Raw genomic sequence first — 18,175 nt, 5'->3', positions numbered from 1 at the left:
TTAATGTAACGTGGGCTTACGCACTTCCGGTGCGGTAGGCTGCGGGCGAGTGAACGTGTCGTGGCACAGCAGCGCCGCGACGCGGACGTATTCGACGATCTCTTCGAGCGACATTTCCAGCTCTTCTTGATCTTCGTCTTCGTCATAACCCAGTTGCGCAATATTGCGCAGATCGTCAATCGCTTCGCCGGTTTCACCCGTCACTTTATCGAGCTTCGGCTGGGTGACGCCCAGCCCCAGCAGGAAATGGTTCACCCAGCCCGCCAGCGCGTCGGCGCGGTCGAAAACGCTAACGTCGTCGCCATCCGGCAGATAGAGCTGAAACAAGAAACCGTCATCTTCCAGCGAGTCGCTGGTGGCTGAATGCATGCTGCGCAGCGCTTGCGCCAGCTCGTGACCGAATGCCAGACCGTCGTTGGTTAAATCATGCAGCAACGGCTGCCAGGAACTATCGTTGTTACCGCCGCAAAGGATCCCCGCGATAAGCCCGTGCATTTCAGCAGGAAGTAATCCCACGCCCTGTTGGTTGAGTAGCTGGGCTACATCGTTGTAACCAGGTATTTCGTTCTGTATAGACATGCGCATTCGTCGTCGTTGGGGGGAATATTCATGATATGCTACCACTTTGGCCCCTGGTGATATACCCGTGATGCTTCACGTTCCATGCGTTTGCATGCACACCGAATCATTAAGGTATAGACGCAAAAAGCTTGAAAGCGCGCGCCGGGGTAGCTTATAGTGTCGCCCCTTCGCAGCCCAGGGCTCGGATGCGAAGGCAGAGCGCAGTCAAACAGCAGGAAGGTGGCATGTCTGCACAACCCGTCGATATCCAAATTTTTGGCCGTTCACTGCGAGTGAATTGCCCGCCTGAACAGAGGGATGCTCTGAATCAGGCCGCGGAGGATCTGAATCAGCGGTTGCAAGATCTGAAGGTTCGCACTAGAGTCACAAATACTGAGCAGTTGGTGTTTATCGCCGCGTTGAACATTAGTTACGAGCTGACTCAGGAAAAAGCAAAGACCCGCGAATACGCCGCCAGCATGGAACAGCGTATTCGGATGTTACAGCAGACCATCGAACAGGCATTGCTTGATCAAGGTCGCATAACAGAAAGACCGGGACCAAAGTTTGAATAACGCTTCAGGGTCATCTGTGTTAGAGTGACCGTGAAGCCAAAAAATATCTCTGAGATGTTTGCAAGCGGGCCAGTCCCCTGAGCCGATATTTCATACCACAAGAATGTGGCGATCCATGGTTGGTGAGCATGCTCGGTCCGTCCGAGAAGCCTTAAAGCTATGACGACGCATTCACCTTGAACCAAGGGTTCAAGGGTTACAGCCAGCGGCGGCATCTCGGAGATTCCCTTCTTTTTTTACAACCATCATGACGCAACTTCCTGATTTTCCTTCGTCACGACAAGAAATCCGCAAAATTATTCGCCAGCGCCGTCGTGCACTCACTCCTGAACAACAAACGCACTTCGCCCAGCAGGCCGCGGCGCGCATGATGGCATATGCGCCGGTTGTGATGGCACACAGCGTAGCGTTGTTTCTCTCTTTTGATGGTGAGCTGGATACCCAACCGCTGATTGAGCAACTCTGGCGTAGCGGTAAACGGGTTTACTTGCCGGTATTGCATCCCTTTAGCCCCGGTAATTTGCTGTTTCTGCATTACCATCCGCACAGCGAGCTGGTTGTTAACCGTCTGAAAATTCAGGAACCGAAGCTGGATGTGCGTGATGTGTTGCCGCTCAGCCAACTCGACGTGCTGATTACGCCGCTCGTCGCCTTTGATGAACAAGGGCAACGCCTGGGCATGGGCGGTGGTTTTTACGATCGCACGTTACAAAACTGGCGTGAGTATGGCCTGCAACCGGTGGGTTATGCGCATGATTGCCAGGGTGTGGAGAAGCTGCCAGTAGAAGAGTGGGATATCCCGCTGCCTGCGGTGGTTACGCCATCCAGAATATGGCAGTGGTAACTTTCCCCTCCCTTGCGGGAGAGGAAAGCGCAACGTTTAGAACAGCAGACGGGAACGAATGGTGCCCGGAATCGCTTTCATGCTCTGCAGCGCTTTCTGCGCCACATCTTCATCCGCTTCAATATCAATAACCACATAACCCATATACGGCGTAGTCTGCAGGTACTGCGCGGCAATGTTGATATTCTGGCTGGCGAAAATCTGGTTGAGCGCGGTCAGCACACCAGGGCGGTTTTCGTGGATGTGCAGTAAACGACGGCCACCGTGCAGCGGCAAAGAAACTTCCGGGAAATTCACCGCAGAAAGCGTCGAACCGTTGTCTGAGTATTTGATCAGTTTACCGGCCACTTCCAGACCGATATTTTCCTGCGCTTCCTGCGTGGAACCGCCAATGTGCGGCGTCAGCAGGACATTATCGAATTCACACAGCGGAGAGTCGAACGGATCGCTGTTGGTCGCCGGTTCAGTCGGGAACACGTCGATTGCCGCGCCCGCCAGATGTTTACGCTTCAGCGCATCGCACAGTGCCGGAATATCCACCACCGTACCGCGTGCGGCGTTGATCAGCAGTGCGCCCGGCTTCATCAGCGCCAGCTCTTCCGGCCCAATCATATCTTTTGTAGAAGCGTTTTCCGGCACATGCAGGCTCACGACATCGCTCATATTCAGCAAGTCGGAGAGATGTTGTACCTGCGTTGCATTGCCGAGTGGCAATTTGCTTTCGATATCATAGAAATAGACGTGCATCCCCAGCGATTCCGCCAGAATACCGAGCTGCGTGCCAATATGGCCGTAACCGATAATACCGAGTTTTTTACCGCGAGCTTCATACGAACCAACTGCCAGCTTGTTCCAGATACCGCGATGGGCTTTGGCGTTCGCTTCAGGAATACCGCGCATCAGCAACAGTAGTTCGCCAATCACTAACTCCGCCACCGAACGGGTGTTGGAAAACGGTGCGTTGAATACCGGAATACCGCGCTTCGCCGCCGCATCCAGATTCACCTGGTTGGTACCGATACAGAAACAGCCGATAGCCACCAGTTTTTCCGCCGCAGCGATGATATCTTCAGTCAGTTGAGTACGGGATCGCAGGCCGATAAAGTGGGCATCACGGATGGACTCTTTCAGTTGCTCGCTATCCAGCGCGCCTTTGTGAAACTCAATGTTGGTGTAACCCGCAGCGCGAAGGCTATCCAGAGCTTTCTGGTGCACCCCTTCGACGAGCAGAAATTTAATCTTGTCTTTCTCCAGTGATACCTTTGCCATTTACCCGACCCTGTTTTTTGTCTTGACTGTGATGTTGTGCAGATTGCAATCCGCGTTAGTCAACATATCAAAAAAAACTATCGCGGCAATATGAACGTTTGCGTCAGGTATCTGAAGAAATGTCATACAGCGGGAAATGGCAGAGAAAAATGCTAAAAAACAAGACACAATCGGCAGGTAACGCATGACGAGGGCGAAAACGTGACAGATATCACCAAATTTGCCCATTGCAGATTTTTTACAGGGAGGCATGTGCCTCCCTGTCAGATCATTTCACGATAGTTTTCACGCCATCAGCGGTGCCGATCAGCGCCACATCCGCGCCACGGTTAGCAAATAACCCTACAGTCACTACGCCCGGCAACGCATTGATGCTGTTTTCCAGCGCAATCGGGTCGATGATCTCAAGACCGTAAACATCCAGGATGACGTTGCCGTTATCCGTCACCACGTTCTGGCGATATTCCGGGCGACCGCCCAGCTTGACCAGCTCGCGGGCAACAGCGCTACGCGCCATCGGAATCACTTCCACCGGCAGCGGGAATTTGCCAAGGATATCAACCTGTTTGGAGGCATCCGCGATGCAGATGAATTTATCCGCCACCGAGGCGATAATTTTCTCACGCGTCAGCGCCGCGCCGCCGCCTTTGATCATCTGCATCTGGCCGTTAATCTCATCCGCGCCGTCCACATAAATGCCAAGCCGGTCCACCTCGTTGAGATCGAACACGGTAATGCCAAGGCTTTTCAGTTTCTCGGTGGACGCGTCCGAGCTGGAAACCGCGCCTTCAATCTGGCCTTTCATCGTGCCCAGCGCGTCAATAAAATGTGCAGCGGTAGAACCGGTGCCAACCCCTACAATGGTGCCAGGTTCTACATACTTCAGCGCTGCCCAGCCCACTGCTTTTTTGAGTTCATCCTGCGTCATGGTCGTTTGCCTGTGGTGTGAAATTTCAGGCGCATTATAGACCAGCGTTACCCAAAATGTCCCTGTGACCAGTGTCACATTACGCGAGGTCCAATTTCGTCTGTACCGAACAAAAAATTATGTCATAGTGCTGAGTACGATTTTTTCAGGAGAATGCCCGAGCAATGAAACGTCCGGACTACAGAACATTACAGGCGCTTGATGCGGTTATTCGTGAGCGCGGATTTGAACGTGCCGCACAAAAGCTGTGTATTACCCAGTCCGCCGTGTCGCAGCGCATTAAGCAACTGGAAAATATGTTTGGTCAGCCGCTACTGGTGCGTACCGTTCCACCTCGTCCCACTGAGCAGGGGCAAAAGCTGCTGGCGTTGCTGCGCCAGGTCGAGCTACTGGAAGAAGAGTGGCTTGGCGACGAACAAACCGGCTCCACGCCGCTACTGTTATCGCTGGCGGTCAACGCCGACAGCCTGGCGACCTGGCTGCTGCCTGCATTAGCCCCGGTACTGGCCGACTCACCAATTCGCCTGAATCTGCAGGTGGAAGACGAAACCCGCACTCAGGAGCGTTTGCGTCGCGGTGAGGTCGTTGGCGCGGTGAGTATTCAGCCACAGGCGCTTCCCAGTTGCCTGGTCGACCAACTTGGCGCGCTGGATTACCTGTTCGTCGGTTCGAAAGCGTTCGCCGAGCGCTATTTCCCGAACGGCGTCACCCGCTCCGCATTGCTCAAAGCACCGGCGGTCGCGTTTGATCATCTCGATGATATGCATCAGGCGTTTTTACAGCAGTATTTCGACTTACCGCCAGGCAGCGTGCCTTGCCATATCGTCAACTCTTCAGAAGCGTTTGTTCAACTGGCGCGCCAGGGCACGACCTGCTGCATGATCCCGCATCTGCAAATCGAAAAAGAGCTGAACAGCGGTGATCTGATCGACCTGACGCCCGGTTTGCTGCAGCGCCGGATGCTGTACTGGCACCGTTTTGCGCCGGAAAGCCGGATGATGCGCAACGTCACGGACGCACTGCTGGAATATGGGCATCGGGTGTTAAGGCAGGATTAATAAAACGCCCTCTTCCCGGCCGGGAGAGGGCGAAGAGGATTACTTCGCCGGTGCCGCAGCCTGCGGCTGGCTCTGAGTCGGTTCCAGCTGGAATACGACATCTACCTGATCAGCAAACTGAATCGACGGTTGCTCATAGGTTTCCTGTGCGGATGCGGCTTCTGGCGCATCCGCTTTCATCATGCGTACCATCGGGCTCGGCTGATAGTTGGACACATGGTAGCGCACGCTGTAGATCGGGCCGAGTTTAGCGTTAAAGCCCGCCGCTAACTGCTGCGCCTGGTGCGTTGCATCATCGATAGCCGCTTTGCGCGCTTTATCTTTGAAAGACTCCGGTTGCGCAACGCCCAGCGATACAGAACGAATTTCGTTCAGCCCCGCTTTCAGCGCGCCATCCAGCAATGAATTAAGTTTATCCAGCTCACGCAGCGTGACTTCCACAGTACGCACTGCGCGGTAGCCTTTCAGAATACTTTTGCCGTTCTGGTAGTCATAATCAGGTTGTGTGCGTAAGTTCGCGGAATTAATGTCTTTCCGGGCAATGCCGTTTTGCTCAAGAAAGCTAAGATATTGCGCAACACGGTCATCGGCCTGTTTTTTGGCTGAGGCAGCGTCTTTCGCGGCGACATTAACCTCAATCGCCAGCGTGGCGATGTCCGGGGTCGCGTCCACGCTTGCCGTACCTGAGGTGACAATATGCGGGCCGTCCGGCAACTCGCTCGCCTGTACCGCCATCCCGCTGAAACCGACCATTGCCGCCAGGGCCATCACTTTAAATTTCACAGTTGCTCCTCCATGGTGCTTTTGTTACGCCCAGAATTGCAGGACGCCTGGCAGCAAGCTTAGCGGCTAAGCGTGAATTGTCCATCGGACTTACCTTAACTGAATAATCCCTGCATATGGTGCACGCCTTCGCGCGCCAGCTGCAAAGCGATAAACCACATCACCAGCCCCACCAGCGTGTTAATCACCCGCTGTGCTTGCACTGTGCGCAAACGTGGAGCAAGCCAGGCCGCAAGTAAAGCAAGGCTGAAAAACCACAGAAAGGAGGCGCTCACCGTGCCTAACGCAAACCAGCGTTTTGGCTCTGCATCCAGCTGACCGCCTAAACTGCCGAGCACCACAAACGTATCGAGGTAAACGTGGGGGTTCAACCAGGTAACCGCCAGCATCGTGGCGATTATGCGCCAGCGCCCCTGGCGCATTGCTTCAGCATTCGCTAGTTCAATGGTGCTACCGAACGCCGTTTTCAGTGCACCAAAGCCGTACCACAACAGAAACGCTACGCCCCCCCACGTCACCAGTGCCAACAGCCACGGCGACTGCATCAGCAATGCGCTCCCACCGAAAATACCCGCGCAAATCAGTAATACATCGCTGAGCGTGCAAAGCGCTGCGGTCATGATATGGAACTGCCTGCGGATGCCCTGATTCATGACAAAGGCATTTTGTGGCCCAAGCGGCAGGATCAACGCAGCCCCAAGCATAAGGCCTTGAAAATAATAAGATAGCACGAGGTGATTCCATCAGAGTTGTTTCGAACACTGACTATAGCGCGGGACAATCATTAGATGAAATGGATAATACTAATCCTTAATAAGCCTTCCTAATAACGAAGAGCACAAATAAGGCCGGAACCCCGGCCTTGATGTTTACTGCTCTGCGGAATTTTTCACACGTTTGAAATTCACGTCCATCTGTGGATACGGGAAACTGATACCGTGTTCGTCAAAACGGCGTTTGATAAGTTCCAGCACATCCCAATAAACGTTTTGCAGATCGCTGCTCTTGCTCCAGACGCGGACTACAAAATTGATCGATGAAGGTCCTAATTCATTGAGGCGTACCGTCATTTCGCGATCTTTGATAATGCGTTCGTCAGCCTGAATAATTTCAGTCAGGATGCGTTTCACCTCATCAATATCTGAATCATACGCCACGCCAATAATAAACTCGTTGCGCCGCACCGGTTCACGGGAGAAGTTAACAATATTCCCGGCGATGATTTTGCCATTCGGTATAACCACAATACGCCCATCGACAGTGCGCATGGTGGTGGAGAAAATCTGCACCTGCAATACCGTACCGGCCACACCACTCAGATCAACATACTCGCCTGAGCGGAACGGGCGGAAAGTTACCAGCAGCACGCCAGCAGCAAGGTTAGAGAGCGAGCCTTGCAACGCCAGACCGATGGCCAGACCGGCGGCGCCAAGAACCGCGATCACCGAGGCGGTTTGCACGCCAACGCGCCCGAGTGCGGCAATCAAAGTGAACGCGATAATACCGTAGCGCACCAGCGCGGAAAGGAAATCCGCCACCGTCGCGTCAATGTGGCGCGCCACCATCAGGCGGTTAACAGTATTCGAGACAATGCGCGCCACAATCATCCCGACAATGATGATAGCAATAGCCGCCACGATATTAACGGCATAGCTCAATAGCAGCGCCTGGTTGTTCACCAGCCATGAACCTGCATTATTAATGCTGTCGACAACGTCAAGATCTTCCATTCGAGCTTCCTTATGTTGTTCCAAAACGGGAAAACCACCCCTTCCAGCAAGGAGAGATCCCTAAAGGGTAAACAATAAGCCGCCATTTCGCCAAGTTGATCACATTTTGTGTTCGCAGGCATTTTGTTGAATTCACAATAAAAAAGGCCTGCAAAATGCGGGCCTTTTCAGACAGAAGCAGCGTAAATTACAGAACGTCTACCGCGTTCAGCTCTTTGAAAGCCTGCTCCAGACGAGTCACCATGCTGGTCTGCGCAGCACGCAGCCATACACGCGGATCGTAGTATTTTTTGTTCGGCTGGTCTGCGCCTTTCGGGTTACCCAACTGGCCCTGCAGATAGCCTTCGTTTTCTTTGTAATACTTCAGAATACCTTCCCAGGTTGCCCATTGGGTGTCGGTATCGATGTTCATTTTGATAACGCCGTAGCTTACGGAGTCTTTGATTTCCTGAGCAGAAGAACCGGAACCACCGTGGAATACGAAGTTCAGGCTGTTGTGCGGCAGGTTATGTTTCTTAGAAACATATTCCTGAGAGTCGCGCAGGATAGTCGGGGTCAGTTTCACGTTACCCGGTTTATACACGCCGTGTACGTTACCGAAGGAAGCGGCGATGGTGAAACGCGGGCTGATTTTGTTCAGCTCGGTGTATGCGTAATCAACGTCTTCCGGCTGGGTGTACAGTGCAGACGCGTCCATATGGCTGTTGTCTACGCCGTCTTCTTCACCACCGGTGCAACCCAGTTCGATTTCCAGCGTCATGCCCATTTTGGCCATACGCGCCAGGTATTTGGAGCTGATCGCGATGTTCTCTTCCAGAGACTCTTCAGACAGGTCAATCATGTGAGAAGAGAACAGCGGTTTACCGGTAGCTGCGAAGTGTTTTTCACCCGCGTCCAGCAGGCCGTCGATCCACGGCAGCAGTTTTTTCGCGCAGTGGTCGGTGTGCAGGATAACCGGTACGCCGTAGTGCTCTGCCATCTGGTGTACGTGATGCGCACCAGAGATAGCCCCCAGAATTGCCGCGCCCTGAGGAACGTCAGTTTTCACGCCTTTACCCGCGATGAACGCTGCGCCGCCGTTAGAGAACTGAACGATAACAGGCGCTTTAACTTTCGCTGCAGCTTCCAGAACAGCGTTAATGGAGTCAGTACCTACGCAGTTAACCGCAGGCAGAGCGAAGTTGTTTTCTTTAGCTACCTGGAACACTTTCTGAACGTCATCACCAGTGATCACGCCAGGTTTTACGAAATCAAAAATTTTAGACATGTTACGTAGTCCTGTATCTTCGGCCGTTGTACACATCATCCTTCAAGCTGACTCGGCGCTGGCTGCCTTCGCTTACATCAGAGACTTATTGCAGTCAGTTCCTGATGATTCACTCCGTTGCCGCCTTGATGCAACTTGAATGATTTTGTGTAGAGAATTAAAGCGAGCCCGAAAGCGCGCTGAAAACAGGGCAGGTTTCCCTGCCCTTGAATGTCTTACTTCTTAGCGCGCTCTTCGAGCATGGCTACTGCCGGCAGTACTTTGCCTTCCACAAATTCGAGGAACGCGCCACCGCCAGTGGAGATGTAGGAAATCTTGTCAGAGATACCAAACAGGTCAATCGCCGCCAGAGTGTCGCCGCCGCCTGCGATGGAGAACGCGTCGCTGTCTGCAATCGCGTTAGCCACAATTTCGGTACCTTTACGGAAGTTCGGGAATTCAAACACGCCAACCGGACCGTTCCACAAAATAGTTTTGGCGTTTTTCAGGATTTCAGCCAGTTTTTGTGCAGAAACGTCGCCCAGATCCAGAATTTGCTCATCATCTTTGATGTCAGAAACAGATTTCAGGGTTGCAGTTGCGGTTTCAGAGAACTCAGTCGCAACGCGAACATCTGTCGGAACCGGGATATCGCAAGTACCGAGCAGGCGTTTGGCTTCATCAACCAGGTCAGCTTCGTACAGGGATTTGCCAACATTGTGGCCTTGAGCAGCAACGAAGGTGTTAGCGATGCCGCCGCCAACAATCAGCTGGTCAGCGATTTTGGACAGAGAGTCCAGAACAGTCAGTTTAGTGGAAACTTTAGAACCACCCACGATAGCAACCATCGGACGAGCCGGTTCTTTCAGCGCTTTACCCAGCGCTTCCAGTTCGTCTGCCAGCAGCGGGCCTGCGCAAGCGACATCAGCAAATTTACCGATACCATGCGTAGACGCCTGAGCGCGGTGCGCGGTACCGAATGCGTCCATCACGAACACGTCGCACAGTGCAGCGTATTTTTTAGACAGTGCTTCGTCGTCTTTCTTCTCGCCTTTGTTAAAGCGAACGTTTTCCAGAACGACCAGCTCACCCGCAGCAACTTCTACGCCGTCCAGGTAATCTTTAACCAGGCGAACCGGGTTGGACAGTTTGTCTTTCAGATAGTTAACAACCGGCAGCAGAGAGAATTCTTCGTTGTACTCGCCTTCGGTCGGACGACCCAGGTGGGAAGTCACCATTACTTTCGCACCCTGCTTCAGCGCCAGTTCAATGGTCGGCAGAGAAGCACGAATACGCGCGTCGCTGGTCACTTTGCCATCTTTAACCGGCACGTTCAGATCAGCACGGATGAAAACGCGTTTACCAGCCAGATCCAGATCGGTCATCTTAATTACAGACATGGTGAATCCTCTCAATGATTCTTAAAGTTTTGCGAGCGCTGTTGCGCCCTACCTGAAACCAATAGCCGCCATTGCTAACGTCGTGTCGAGCATTCGGTTAGCAAAGCCCCATTCGTTATCGCACCATACCAGGGTTTTAATCAGGTGCGCGCCACTGACCCGTGTCTGCGTGCCATCAACAATGGCACTATGCGGATCGTGGTTAAAATCGGTTGAAACCAACGGTAATTCCGTATAGTCAACTATACCATGAAATGTTCCCTGCGCTGCTTTTTGCAGCAACGCATTGACTTCACTGGCTTTTACCGGTTTCTTCACCGTTACACTCAGATCGATAGCGGTGACATTAATTGTCGGCACACGTACCGCTATCGCTTCAAATCTGTCATTAAACTGCGGGAAAATTCTCGTGATGCCTGCCGCCAGTTTTGTATCCACCGGGATGATGGACTGACTGGCTGCGCGTGTACGCCGCAAATCGGGATGGTAGGCGTCAATCACTTGCTGGTCGTGCATCGCCGAGTGAATCGTTGTCACGGTTCCTGACTCAATGCCATACGCATCGTCGAGTAGTTTTATGACCGGAATAATACAGTTTGTCGTACAGGACGCGTTAGAAACCAGCAGATCGTCGGCTCGCAGCGTGTTTTGATTGACGCCGAAAACGATAGTTGCATCAAGGTCGTGGCTGCCAGGATGGGAGAAGAGCACTTTTTTTGCCCCCGCCGCCAGATGCGCCCCGCCATCTTCACGGTTGCCGTACACGCCTGTACAGTCGAGCACCACATCAACGCCTAACTCGCGCCACGGCAGCAAATCGATAGCACGCTCATGCAGGATGCGAATAACGTCATCGCCGACTATCAGTTGTTCACGCTCCTGGCGAACATCCCATGCGAAACGCCCATGGCTGGTGTCATATTTCAACAAATGCGCCATGCCCACGGCATCGGCCAGTTCGTTGATTGCCACCACGGTGATTTCCGCCCGACGCCCGGATTCGTACAAAGCACGAACCACATTGCGCCCGATGCGACCGAAACCATTAATCGCTATGCGTACGGTCATAACTCTCCTGCAAGGCTAGCCAGCCTGAAGTGGATGACAGAGTAATCCAGCAACCACAGAAGGGGAATCCTCGCCTGCTTAAACTGCGTCTGTTTGATTATTTGTCGAACATTTAGCCGACTGAAACGCTTCAGCTAGAATAAGCGAAACATGGAATAAAAGGAATGATTGTCCAGACGGTTTCGCCAGTAATCTGACCTGCATCACATTTTCACTGGAATAATTAGCGCGTCCGAAGGGCTTGTTGCTGAGGTTAAGAATTAACAGAAAGGGGAACAAGCGCAACAACGCATCCCTGCGTGACGTGTTGATAAAGGAAGATTGATTCCGGCAAAACGCTTTACTGGGGATGATTAAAACCAGCTACGTTCCGCTGTTTTTGGTTCGGTGCGCTCTGCGCGCGGCATCTCAACCGGCAGCGAGGAGAGTTGTTTAGCCCACAGATCGGCTACCCACTTCACGCCCCTGGCGGTAAAACGCGCCTGAGACCAGCTACGTTTGTTTTCCCCTACGCCGCCGTGGACGGTAAAGTAGCCCGCATCGATATGGTACTGCGGCGGCATCAGCGCACCGTCGACGCGCTGCATAATGTTGCGCTCAAGCAAAAAGCTCCGGAACAGAGACTCCTTCACCCGTAGCATCTTACAAAGCTGCCGGAAACCAAGCGACTCCTCAACCCTGACATACCGGTCAAAGAACTCCGCTTTTGGGGCAGAAACGGCAAGCAGCGCTTCCGCACGCTGACGCTTTTCGTACTGTTCGGCCCATGCGCGCGCCGCGGCTGCGGGATTTGTGAAATCGGGCAGGCTGATATCTTTTTCTTTCTCCTGCCAGCGATCGAGCATCTCTGCAGTAAAGCCTGGCGAGAGGCGCGAAACCGTCAGCAGTGAGTCCCGCTTATTGAGCAAAAACTCCTGTCGCATCTCACCTTCCCGCTCATACACATGTTCGTTCACCGGCTGGGAGAGTCGTTGCGCAGTCTCCAGGCTTTTCACCATCCGTTTCACTTCGGTGTGAGTCAGGCCTGTCAACTTTGCGATTTCGCGGCTGCTGACCGTCGCCAGAGCCTGTTGGGAATTGAAATTTTCACCAGGAATTACCATAGGTTCACTCCTTACACATACTCACCCTGGATAATCTGTAGAATTATTATACGACTTACTGTACAAATATCCAGTATATTTTTTATGCACAAATCAACGGCGTAGAGGTTGTTCTGTAAAAAGAGGGCTAAAAATGGGAAGTAAACGGCTGGAGACGCTAACGCAGCGGTATGGCTGATTGAGGGGGATAGGGGGTGGATAAAACTATGTTTAGCTGGCCTGCAAATCTGTGGCCTTGATAAAACCCAGGCACAATGGGAAATGGTGGTCATGCTGGCCCGGCAGGACTTGCGCCGCCGGGCCAGAGGATGATTACAGCAGCGCTTTCGCTTTTGCTACAACATTGTCGACGGTGAAACCAAACTCCTCGAACAGCTGCTCTGCCGGGGCGGACTCACCAAAGGTGGTCATACCGACGATAGCGCCGTTCAGGCCGACATATTTGTACCAGAAGTCAGCAATACCAGCTTCAATCGCCACGCGAGCAGAGACCGCTTTCGGCAGTACGGACTCACGGTAAGCCGCATCCTGTTTGTCGAATGCGTCGGTGGACGGCATGGAAACCACGCGCGCTTTCACGCCTTCGGCAGAGAGTTTTTCCCATGCCGAGACAGCAAGCTCAACTTCTGAGCCGGTGGCAATCAGGATCAGCTGCGGCTGACCTGCGCAATCTTTCAGTACGTACGCACCGCGGGCGATATCTGCCAGCTGCTGCGCGGTACGCTCCTGCTGCGCCAGGTTCTGGCGGGAGAGGATCAGCGCAGTTGGGCCGTCATGGCGCTCAACACCGTATTTCCACGCCACTGCAGATTCTACCTGGTCACACGGACGCCAGGTGCTGACGTTCGGAGTAACGCGCAGGGAAGCGACCTGCTCTACCGGCTGGTGAGTCGGGCCATCTTCGCCCAGACCAATTGAGTCGTGGGTGTAAACCAGCACCTGACGCTGTTTCATCAGCGCTGCCATACGCACCGCATTACGGGCATATTCAACGAACATCAGGAAGGTGGAAGTGTACGGAAGGAAACCGCCGTGCAGAGCGATACCGTTAGCAATCGCGGTCATGCCGAATTCGCGCACGCCATAGTGAATGTAGTTACCGGCAGCGTCTTCGTTAATCGCTTTCGAACCGGACCAGAGGGTCAGGTTCGAAGGTGCCAGGTCAGCGGAACCGCCGAGGAATTCCGGCAGCAGCGGACCGAAGGCTTCGATAGCATTTTGAGAGGCTTTACGGCTGGCGATTTTCGCCGGATTGGCCTGCAGTTTTTCAACAAACGCCTGCGCTTTAGCATCGAAGTCAGACGGCAGCTCGCCCTTCATACGGCGGGTGAATTCAGCCGCTTCCTGCGGGAAGGCTTTCGCGTAAGCCGCGAACTTGTCGTTCCACGCCACTTCTTTCGCCTTGCCAGCTTCTTTTGCATCCCACTGAGCATAGATTTCAGACGGGATTTCAAACGGTGCGTATTTCCAGCCAAGCTGCTCACGGGTCAGTGCGATTTCCGCATCGCCCAGCGGCGCACCGTGGGAGTCGTGAGTACCGGCTTTGTTCGGCGAACCGAAACCGATGATAGTTTTGCACATCAACAGGGACGGTTTATCCGTCACGCTACGAGCTTCTTCAACGGCGCGTTTGATAGCATCCGCGTTGTGGCCGTCAATGCCGCGAACCACGTGCCAGCCATAGGCTTCAAAGCGTTTCGCCGTATCATCGGTAAACCAGCCTTCCACGTGACCGTCGATGGAGATGCCGTTGTCATCATAGAACGCCACCAGTTTGCCCAGCTTCAGCGTACCGGCCAGCGAGCAGGCTTCGTGGGAGATGCCTTCCATCATGCAACCGTCGCCCATAAAGGCGTAGGTGAAGTGGTCAACAATGTCATGCCCAGGACGGTTGAACTGCGCTGCGAGAGTTTTCTCCGCAATCGCCATACCTACCGCGTTGGCAATGCCCTGGCCCAGCGGACCGGTAGTGGTTTCAACACCTGCGGTGTAACCCACTTCCGGGTGACCTGGCGTTTTTGAGTGCAGCTGACGGAAGTTCTGCAGCTCGGACATCGGCAGATCGTAGCCGGTGAGGTGCAGCAGGCTGTAAATCAGCATTGAGCCGTGGCCGTTAGACAGCACAAAGCGGTCACGGTCAGCCCAGGCCGGATTTGTCGGGTTATGGTTCAGAAAATCACGCCATAGCACTTCGGCGATATCGGCCATCCCCATCGGGGCTCCCGGGTGACCGGATTTGGCTTTCTGTACCGCGTCCATGCTCAGCGCACGAATAGCATTAGCAAGCTCTTTACGTGAGGACATTTTGACTCCAGATCGGACTGTTAAGGGCTGTTCCCGTAACGACTTGACGACAGCGCGTTTTGGGCTACGCCGGAAAAAAGTGCCAACAATGTAACCCAAGCGACAAGTCATGTACATGGAGCATCCTTTTGCCGATTCAGAAATCTCTGGAAGCTGCTCGCATGTTGCGCAATCTCCTCGCCCGCCTTCTGTTCTGTTCCTTATACTTAGGCTCACCACCGGTTCGCCTGAATTGGTGTATGAACAGAATAGCTATCCAATCATTGCGGAAGAGAACAAATGAAAATTCGCCCAGCCCTGCTTGCTCTGGGAATGACCACCCTGCTTGCCGGGTGTCAGAACATGAACTCCAACGGTTTTCTCAGCTCAGGAGCGGAAGCGTTCCAGGCCTACACGTTGAGCGACGCGCAGGTAAAAGCGCTAAGCGATGACGCCTGTAAGCAGATGGACAGCAAAGCGACTATCGCCCCGGCGAGCAGCCCGTACACGCAGCGTTTGAATAAGATTGCCACCGCTCTGGGTGACAACATCAATGGCCAGCCGGTGAACTACAAAGTCTACGTGGCGAAAGACGTCAACGCCTTCGCCATGGCGAATGGCTGCATCCGTGTTTACAGTGCGCTGATGGACATGATGACCGATAACGAAGTTGAAGCGGTGATTGGCCACGAAATGGGCCACGTAGCGCTAGGCCACGTGAAGAAAGGCATGCAGGTTGCGCTCGGCACCAATGCGGTGCGCGCGGCGGCGGCCTCCGCCGGCGGGATTGTGGGCAGCTTGTCGCAGTCGCAGCTTGGCGCACTGGGCGAGCAACTGGTTAACTCCCAGTTCTCTCAGCGCCAGGAAGCCGAAGCGGATGACTACTCTTATGACCTGCTGCGCAAACGCGGCATCAGTCCAGCCGGGTTAGCCACCAGCTTCGAAAAACTGGCGAAGATGGAAGAAGGCCGTCAGAGTTCGATGTTTGACGATCACCCCGCCTCGGCTGAACGTGCGCAGCATATCCGCGATCGCATGGCGGCAGATGGCATTAAATAATGCATTGGGAGGCAATCTTGCCTCCCTTTTTTTCTATGGCTGAAACCGCCTCTCGCTGAACGACGCAGAGTAACTGCCGCATTGCGCCGTTATCACAGGATCACTACACGTTGTTCCTTCCCGGCCTCTTTGATCCATCTGCGGCGATGCAAAGGAAGCAGATCGCGAGTAGCACCGCTTTCGCGCAACGCTTCTGGCATAGAGCCTTAGATAAAAAAATCCCTTCCGCACCGTGCTGGCGAGGAAGGGATTCAGTTCGTTACCGGTCAGACGCTATAACCTGCATTATTCGTCTTCCAGATAGGTGTAGCCGTAAAGCCCGGCTTCGAACTCTTCGAGGAACTGCTGTTGCAGGGTCTCATCAAGCCCGGTCTGTTTCACCTGATCGCGGAACTGCGTCAGCAGCGTGTTCGGATCGAGCTGCACGTACTGCAGCATATCCGCCACGGTGTCGCCTTCATCAGAAAGCTCCACTTCAACGCTACCATCCGGGAAGACAAACACGTCCACCGCTTCGGTATCGCCGAACAAGTTATGCATGTTACCAAGGATCTCCTGGTAAGCACCGACCATAAAGAAGCCCAGCATCGGCGGGTTCTCCGGATCGTATTCCGGCATCGGCATGGTGGTCGCAATCCCGTCGCCATCCACGTAGTGATCGATAGCGCCATCGGAATCACAGGTGATATCCAGCAGCACCGCACGACGTTCCGGGGCATGGTTCAACCCTTCCAGCGGCAGAACCGGGAACAGTTGATCGATCCCCCACGCATCCGGCATCGACTGGAACAGCGAGAAGTTGACGTACATTTTGTCCGCCATGCGCTCCTGCAACTCATCAATGATCGGACGATGCGCGCGGTTGCTCGGATCGAGTTGCTTCTGCACTTCGTGGCACATATTCAGATAAAGCTGCTCGGCCCACGCGCGCTCTTGCAAACTGAACGTGCCGGAGGAGTAACCGACATGGATATCGTGCAGATCCATCTGGCTGTCGTGCAGCCATTCGCGTAGCGAACGGCGGGTACCCGGTTCATGCATCTCCTGCCAGGTTTCCCACATGCTCTGCAATGCGCGCGGCGCGTCTTCAGCCGGTGGCGTCGCTGGCGTGTACTCGTTACGCTCAACGCCAATAATGTTGGAAACCAGCACGGTATGGTGCGCGGTGACGGCACGGCCAGACTCGGTGATCACCGTCGGGTGCGGCAGACCGTGCTCTTCACAAGCATCGCCAATCGCCCAAATGATGTTGTTGGCGTATTCATTCAGGCCATAGTTCACTGAACAATCGGACTGGGAACGCGTACCTTCATAGTCCACGCCAAGGCCGCCGCCCACGTCAAAGCACTGAATATTGACGCCAAGCTTATGCAGCTCAACATAGAAGCGCGCCGATTCGCGCACGCCAGTGGCGATATCACGAATGTTCGCCATCTGCGAACCGAGGTGGAAATGCAGCAATTGAATGCTGTCTAAGCGTCCGCGCTCACGCAGGATTTCCACCAGTTGCAGTACCTGGGTCGCCGCCAGACCGAATTTGGATTTTTCGCCACCGGAGGACTGCCATTTACCGGAACCCTGCGATGCCAGACGCGCACGCACGCCAAGACGCGGTACCACGTTCAGGCGCTCGGCTTCTTCCAGCACAATGGCGATTTCGGTCATTTTCTCAATCACCAGATAGACCTTATGGCCCATCTTTTCGCCAATCAGCGCGAGGCGAATGTATTCACGGTCTTTATAACCATTACACACAATCACCGAACGGGTCATGCCCGCATGCGCCAGAACCGCCATCAGTTCCGCTTTGGAGCCCGCTTCCAGCCCCAGCGGTTCGCCGGAATGGATCAGGGACTCAATCACGCGGCGATGCTGGTTCACCTTGATCGGGTAAACGAGGAAATAGTCACCGTTGTAACCGTAGGATTCACGCGCACGTTTGAAAGCGGCGTTAATCGAACGCAGACGGTGTTGCAGGATCTGCGGGAAACAGAACAGCGCGGGCAGACGTTGCCCCTGCGCTTCACGCGCTTTTACCAGCTGCGCCAGGTCGACACGGGCTTGTGGGACGTCCGGATCCGGGCAAACGCTGATATGGCCCAGCTCGTTGACGTCGTAGTAATTATTGCCCCACCAGGCAATGTTATAAGTACGAAGCATCTTGCTGGCTTCCTGGGAGCTCATCGCAACCTCCTGCATGGAACGTAGTACACCTTGTTCGCCTGCTGACGAAGGCGAAACCGAAGACATGTCGTCAGACATAACGAA

General features: G+C 54.0%; 16 protein-coding genes and 1 other RNA gene. 5 read left to right on the top strand and 12 right to left on the bottom strand.

Annotation, left to right across the window (positions count from 1 at the left end; genetic code table 11):
- Entirely contained in the window at positions 1-579 is a 579-nt protein-coding gene (locus RT644_RS04905; protein WP_086873856.1) for a YecA family protein, read from the bottom strand.
- A 227-nt stretch (positions 580-806) separates the two neighbouring features.
- Between RT644_RS04905 and zapA the strand changes: the two genes are divergently transcribed.
- From zapA to RT644_RS04890, 3 genes are all read left to right on the top strand, one after another.
- Positions 807-1,136 carry a cell division protein ZapA gene (zapA, locus tag RT644_RS04900; RefSeq protein WP_017457603.1) on the top strand — a complete coding sequence of 110 codons (330 nt, stop codon included), beginning with the start codon at positions 807-809 and terminating at the stop codon, positions 1,134-1,136.
- Between the two features lie 43 nt (positions 1,137-1,179).
- Positions 1,180-1,363, top strand: a non-coding RNA gene (gene ssrS / locus RT644_RS04895) — 6S RNA.
- Positions 1,364-1,383: 20 nt separating this feature from the next.
- Positions 1,384-1,980 carry a 5-formyltetrahydrofolate cyclo-ligase gene (locus tag RT644_RS04890; protein ID WP_313626042.1) on the top strand — a complete coding sequence of 199 codons (597 nt, stop codon included), beginning with the start codon at positions 1,384-1,386 and terminating at the stop codon, positions 1,978-1,980.
- A gap of 36 nt (positions 1,981-2,016) precedes the next feature.
- Here the strand turns inward: RT644_RS04890 and serA are convergent, their stop codons facing one another.
- Both serA and rpiA read right to left on the bottom strand, forming a co-directional pair.
- On the bottom strand, positions 2,017-3,249 hold the full coding sequence (serA, locus tag RT644_RS04885; RefSeq protein ID WP_017457601.1) for a phosphoglycerate dehydrogenase: 1,233 nt from the start codon (positions 3,247-3,249) through the stop codon (positions 2,017-2,019).
- Positions 3,250-3,517: 268 nt separating this feature from the next.
- On the bottom strand, positions 3,518-4,177 hold the full coding sequence (gene rpiA / locus RT644_RS04880) for a ribose-5-phosphate isomerase RpiA (protein WP_020455150.1): 660 nt from the start codon (positions 4,175-4,177) through the stop codon (positions 3,518-3,520).
- A gap of 164 nt (positions 4,178-4,341) precedes the next feature.
- Here rpiA and argP point away from each other — a divergent pair, with 164 nt between their 5' ends.
- Positions 4,342-5,235, top strand: a complete 894-nt coding sequence (gene argP / locus RT644_RS04875) for a DNA-binding transcriptional regulator ArgP (protein WP_017457598.1) — start codon at positions 4,342-4,344, stop codon at positions 5,233-5,235.
- Positions 5,236-5,274: 39 nt separating this feature from the next.
- Here argP and RT644_RS04870 read toward each other — a convergent pair whose 3' ends face one another.
- The 8 genes from RT644_RS04870 to tkt form a co-directional block, all read right to left on the bottom strand.
- Complete coding sequence (locus tag RT644_RS04870) at positions 5,275-6,018, bottom strand: oxidative stress defense protein (protein ID WP_020455151.1); 744 nt, start codon at positions 6,016-6,018, stop codon at positions 5,275-5,277.
- A gap of 95 nt (positions 6,019-6,113) precedes the next feature.
- Complete coding sequence (gene argO / locus RT644_RS04865; RefSeq protein WP_313626039.1) at positions 6,114-6,749, bottom strand: arginine exporter ArgO; 636 nt, start codon at positions 6,747-6,749, stop codon at positions 6,114-6,116.
- 138 nt (positions 6,750-6,887) lie between these two features.
- Entirely contained in the window at positions 6,888-7,748 is an 861-nt protein-coding gene (gene mscS, locus RT644_RS04860) for a small-conductance mechanosensitive channel MscS (protein WP_313626037.1), read from the bottom strand.
- Between the two features lie 187 nt (positions 7,749-7,935).
- Positions 7,936-9,015 carry a class II fructose-bisphosphate aldolase gene (fbaA, locus tag RT644_RS04855; protein WP_020455154.1) on the bottom strand — a complete coding sequence of 360 codons (1,080 nt, stop codon included), beginning with the start codon at positions 9,013-9,015 and terminating at the stop codon, positions 7,936-7,938.
- 215 nt (positions 9,016-9,230) lie between these two features.
- On the bottom strand, positions 9,231-10,394 hold the full coding sequence (gene pgk, locus RT644_RS04850; protein WP_017457593.1) for a phosphoglycerate kinase: 1,164 nt from the start codon (positions 10,392-10,394) through the stop codon (positions 9,231-9,233).
- A gap of 48 nt (positions 10,395-10,442) precedes the next feature.
- Entirely contained in the window at positions 10,443-11,462 is a 1,020-nt protein-coding gene (epd, locus tag RT644_RS04845) for an erythrose-4-phosphate dehydrogenase (RefSeq protein ID WP_313626034.1), read from the bottom strand.
- 353 nt (positions 11,463-11,815) lie between these two features.
- Entirely contained in the window at positions 11,816-12,565 is a 750-nt protein-coding gene (locus RT644_RS04840; protein WP_313626032.1) for a phage antirepressor KilAC domain-containing protein, read from the bottom strand.
- A gap of 312 nt (positions 12,566-12,877) precedes the next feature.
- Positions 12,878-14,869: a transketolase gene (gene tkt / locus RT644_RS04835; protein WP_313626030.1), complete on the bottom strand. Its 1,992-nt coding sequence runs from the start codon at positions 14,867-14,869 to the stop codon at positions 12,878-12,880.
- 279 nt (positions 14,870-15,148) lie between these two features.
- Here tkt and RT644_RS04830 point away from each other — a divergent pair, with 279 nt between their 5' ends.
- Entirely contained in the window at positions 15,149-15,907 is a 759-nt protein-coding gene (locus RT644_RS04830) for a M48 family metallopeptidase (RefSeq protein ID WP_017457589.1), read from the top strand.
- A 285-nt stretch (positions 15,908-16,192) separates the two neighbouring features.
- On the opposite strand, the gene speA is transcribed toward RT644_RS04830, so the two are convergent.
- Complete coding sequence (speA, locus tag RT644_RS04825) at positions 16,193-18,169, bottom strand: biosynthetic arginine decarboxylase (protein WP_071925225.1); 1,977 nt, start codon at positions 18,167-18,169, stop codon at positions 16,193-16,195.
- Positions 18,170-18,175: the final 6 nt, after the last annotated feature.

The organism is Kosakonia sp. (assembly GCF_032104925.1).
Classification (GTDB): domain Bacteria; phylum Pseudomonadota; class Gammaproteobacteria; order Enterobacterales; family Enterobacteriaceae; genus Kosakonia.
Note: the sequence above shows the minus strand (reverse complement) of the source record. Positions and strands in the feature narration are given on the sequence as shown.